Annotated in this window: 1 protein-coding gene; it reads left to right on the top strand. The window is 70.8% G+C overall.

What is annotated here, in order from left to right; genetic code table 11:
- The first annotated feature begins 430 nt into the window (after nt 1-430).
- Nucleotides 431-3,826: a nitrate- and nitrite sensing domain-containing protein gene (locus tag ABD353_RS39310; RefSeq protein ID WP_344628522.1), complete on the top strand. Its 3,396-nt coding sequence runs from the start codon at nt 431-433 to the stop codon at nt 3,824-3,826.
- Nucleotides 3,827-3,862: the final 36 nt, after the last annotated feature.

Here is a 3,862-nt window from a genome sequence, read left to right as displayed (position 1 = left end):
GCGCCAAGAGCGCCCTCATCACCCTCGTCGAGCACGCCCTCCTGGCCCGCCTCCGGTAGGACAGGAACCCAGGACGGATGATGCAGCGCGCCCGCTCCGGTGCCCCCACGGGCACGGGAGCGGGCGCGCGTTTCTCCGTCGATAACAGTTCGGTAGGCATTTCGAGATCAACAGCGACACAGTGTGAGGTTCTCGATCCACTGTGCACTGTCGACCTTCCACTTGCTCCACAACTGTCCCTAAATGTCCGATTTATTCGGCACATCTCGGGTACGGAGAGCTGTTTGTCCCGCATCCCTCCACGTGCTGAAATTCCAGCTACCCCGTAGTCACCCCATATGGCAGTTCCACCCAGCAGCGGGCTGCGGCCGGCGGGGGTAGCCGCTGGATTGATTCATGGCCGCACCATCGGCCGAGAGGTTGTTGTCGAGTGAGGCGTAAGCAGCCAGACACCCCGCAGCGGCGGTCCGAGCCCCGCCCGAACGAGCAGGGACCCGGCGGTCAGGCACCGGCCGGCTTCTCCGCGTTCACGGCGGCCGAGGACCGGCCGCAGCCGCGCGGCGCCGCCGGCCCGCCGACCCAGATACTCAGCGGCCCGGGCAACCGCCCGGGCGGCGCCACGGGGCCGACCGGCACGTCCGGCGCCTCCGAGGCCGGCGGTGAGAGCGGCGGCCGGTACGAGTTCCTGGCCCCCCGGAACTGGCGCGTGCCGACCCGCCTGATCGCCATCCTGCTCGTGCCGGTCATCATCGGCCTGGTCTTCGGCGGCCTGCGCGTCAACACCTCGCTGGACGACTTCCACAAGGCCGACCGCGCGGTGAAGACCGCGAAGCTCGCGCACGCCGCGACCGACCTCGCGGACGCCCTGGAGAACGAGCGCGACCTCTCGATCGTGCCGATCCTCACCGGCTCCGACCCGCAGGGCCGGCTCGGCGAACTCCGCAAGAAGACCGACGACGCCCTCAAGGCGTACAACACGGCCTACGGCAAGATCTCCGACGACGACACGCTCAAGCGCCGCGACGCGGCCTTCCAGCAGCTCGTCGTCTTCCTGCCGCACCTGCGCGAGAACGCCTACAAGCCGGAGCTGCTCGCCTCGGCCACCCAGGCCGCGTACTCGGTGATGTTCGCCCCGCTGCTGGCCATCGACAACTCCGTCGGCTTCGGCTCCTCCAGCGTCACCAGCAAGGGCCGCGCGATCTACGCCATGTCGCTGGCCAAGGCCTCCGCCTCGACCCAGCGCGCGCTGATGGTCAACCTGCTCGCCGGCATCGCCCAGGGCACCGTCACCAAGTACGAGAACCAGGAACTGATCATCTCGCTCCTGGTGGCGAGCAAGCTCGAGACGACCGCCATCAGCGAGTTCTCCACCGGCTCCACCGCGGACGACGCCAAGGTCTACGCCGACGCCCTGGTCGCCCAGGCCGCGGCCGACCAGCGCGCCCCGCTGCGGATGCCCGACAACCAGAGCATCCCGACCGTCAACGGCCTGATGAACATCGGCCTGGCCTACTCCGACGCCGCCATGCGCGGCCAGCAGGACGGCAAGGAGGCGGCGGAGCGGCTCTTCGAGAGCGCGAAGAACGCCGGTCTGACCGTCCAGAACTGGAACCAGGCCGCCGCCGGCCACATGAACGCCCTGCGCGCCACGGAATCCGCCCTCCTCAACGAGGTCGTCGGCGACGCGCAGAACATCAAGGACCGCGCCCAGACGGACGCCTTCCTCAACTCCGGCATCGTGATCGCCGCGCTGGCGCTCGCCGGTCTGCTCACCGGCTTCATCGCCCGCTCGATGATCCTCGGCATGCGCACCCTGAACACCGCCGCGCTGGACATCGCCAACCACCGTCTGCCCGACCTGGTCGAGAAGCTCTCCAAGACCGACCCGGACCGGGTCGACACCTCGGTCGAGCCGATCCCGCTGCGCGGCAAGGACGAGATCGGCGAGGTCGCCCGCGCGTTCGACCAGGTCCACTCGCAGGCGGTGTCGCTCGCGGCCGAGCAGGCCCTGCTCCGAGGCAACCTGAACGCGATCTTCTCCAACCTGTCGCGCCGCAGCCAGAGCCTGATCCAGCGCCAGCTGGCGCTGATCACCGACCTGGAGAACAACGAGGCCGACCCGGACCAGCTGGAGAACCTCTTCAAGCTGGACCACCTCGCGACCCGTATGCGCCGCAACGGTGAGAACCTCCTCGTCCTCGCGGGCGAGGAGCCCGGCCGCCGCTGGAACACCCCCGTCCCGCTGGTCGACGTGCTCCGTGCCGCCGCCTCCGAGGTGGAGCAGTACGAGCGCATCGAGCTCGCCGGCATCCCGGAGGCCGAGGTCGTCGGCGCCGCCGTGACCGACCTCGTCCACCTGCTCGCCGAGCTGCTGGAGAACGCCACCACGTTCTCCAGCCCGCAGACCCGCGTCCTGGTCAACGCCACCCGCCTGCCGGACGGCCGCGTCCTGGTCGAGATCCACGACAAGGGCATCGGCCTCACCGCCGACGACTTCGCGGAGATCAACGAGAAGCTGGCCGAGCCGCCCACGGTCGACGCGACCATCTCGCGCCGCATGGGCCTCTTCGTGGTCGGCCGGCTGTCCCAGCGGCACGACATCCGCGTGCAGCTGCGCCCGTCGGGCGAGTCCGCCGGCACCACCTCGCTGGTCATGCTCCCGATCGGCCTGACCCAGATGAACGCCGCGCCGGAGCCGGAGGAGCAGTTCACCGTCTCCCGGATCTTCTCCGAGCAGGAGCCGACCCAGGCCTGGCAGGACGACTGGAGCCAGCGCAGCGCCGCCGAGCTCGGCTTCGACGACCACCTGACCGGCGCCGGCAACGGCGGCTTCAGCCCCGCGCTGGAGTCCATGCAGCGCTCGCAGCGCCGCCGTGCCGCCGCCATCGAGGCCGGCCCGCACGACGAGGTCATCGACGCCGAGGCGGTCGAGACCACCGAGGCCCCCTACGCGGACGAGTACCAGCCCCAGGGCTACGAGCAGTCCGGCTACCAGGACCAGGGCTACGGCCAGGACCAGTACGCGCAGGACGGCTACGACCAGTACCAGGGCCAGTACGACCAGAACGGCTACCAGGAGCAGGGCTACGGCCAGGACGGCTACGACCAGTTCCAGGGCCAGTACGACCAGAACGGCTACCCGGGCATCCCGCAGCAGCAGGGCGCCCAGGACGACGCCTACCAGCCGTACGGCTACGAGGGGCAGTACGAGGCCGACCAGCCCGCCGGACACCCGTACGGGGCCGACGAGCAGCCCGCGCTGCCCCCGGCGGCCACGGCCGGCGGTCTCCCGCAGCGTCGCCCCGGCCAGCAGCTGGCCGGCGGCGGTGCCGGTGCCGGTGCCGGTGCCTTCGGCGGCGGCGACGAGAAGCCGAACTGGTTCGCCGGCGCCAAGGACACCTCCGACCCCGCCGGTGACAACCGCGGCCACGACGTGTCCGCGCTCGGCGGCTACGGCCCGACCGGCCCGACCGCGTCGAGCGCCTGGCAGTCCGCCAACGACGGCGGCTGGCAGCGGGCCGAGCAGGTCCGCGAGCCCTCGTCCGCCGGTACCACCCAGGCCGGCCTGCCGCGCCGGGTGCCCAAGCAGAACCTCGTGCCCGGCAACGCCAAGCCGACTCCGCAGGAAGGCCCGCAGGTCTCCCGCAACCCGGAGGAGGTCCGCGGCCGCCTGACCAACCTGCGCCGCGGCGTCGAGCAGGGCCGCAGCGCCGGCGGTGACCCGGGGGCCACCGGCAGCTTCCGCTTCGACCCGAACCAGGGTCGCGGCAGCAACCAGAACAGCAGCACCGATCTCTTCGGCGGCTCGAACCACCAGGAGCGTTGAGTTGAGTCAGATGAGCCAGGCCGCACAGAACCTGAA

This window comes from Kitasatospora arboriphila, assembly GCF_039528095.1.
Classification (GTDB): domain Bacteria; phylum Actinomycetota; class Actinomycetes; order Streptomycetales; family Streptomycetaceae; genus Kitasatospora; species Kitasatospora arboriphila.
This window is presented reverse-complemented; position numbering and strand designations above follow the sequence as displayed.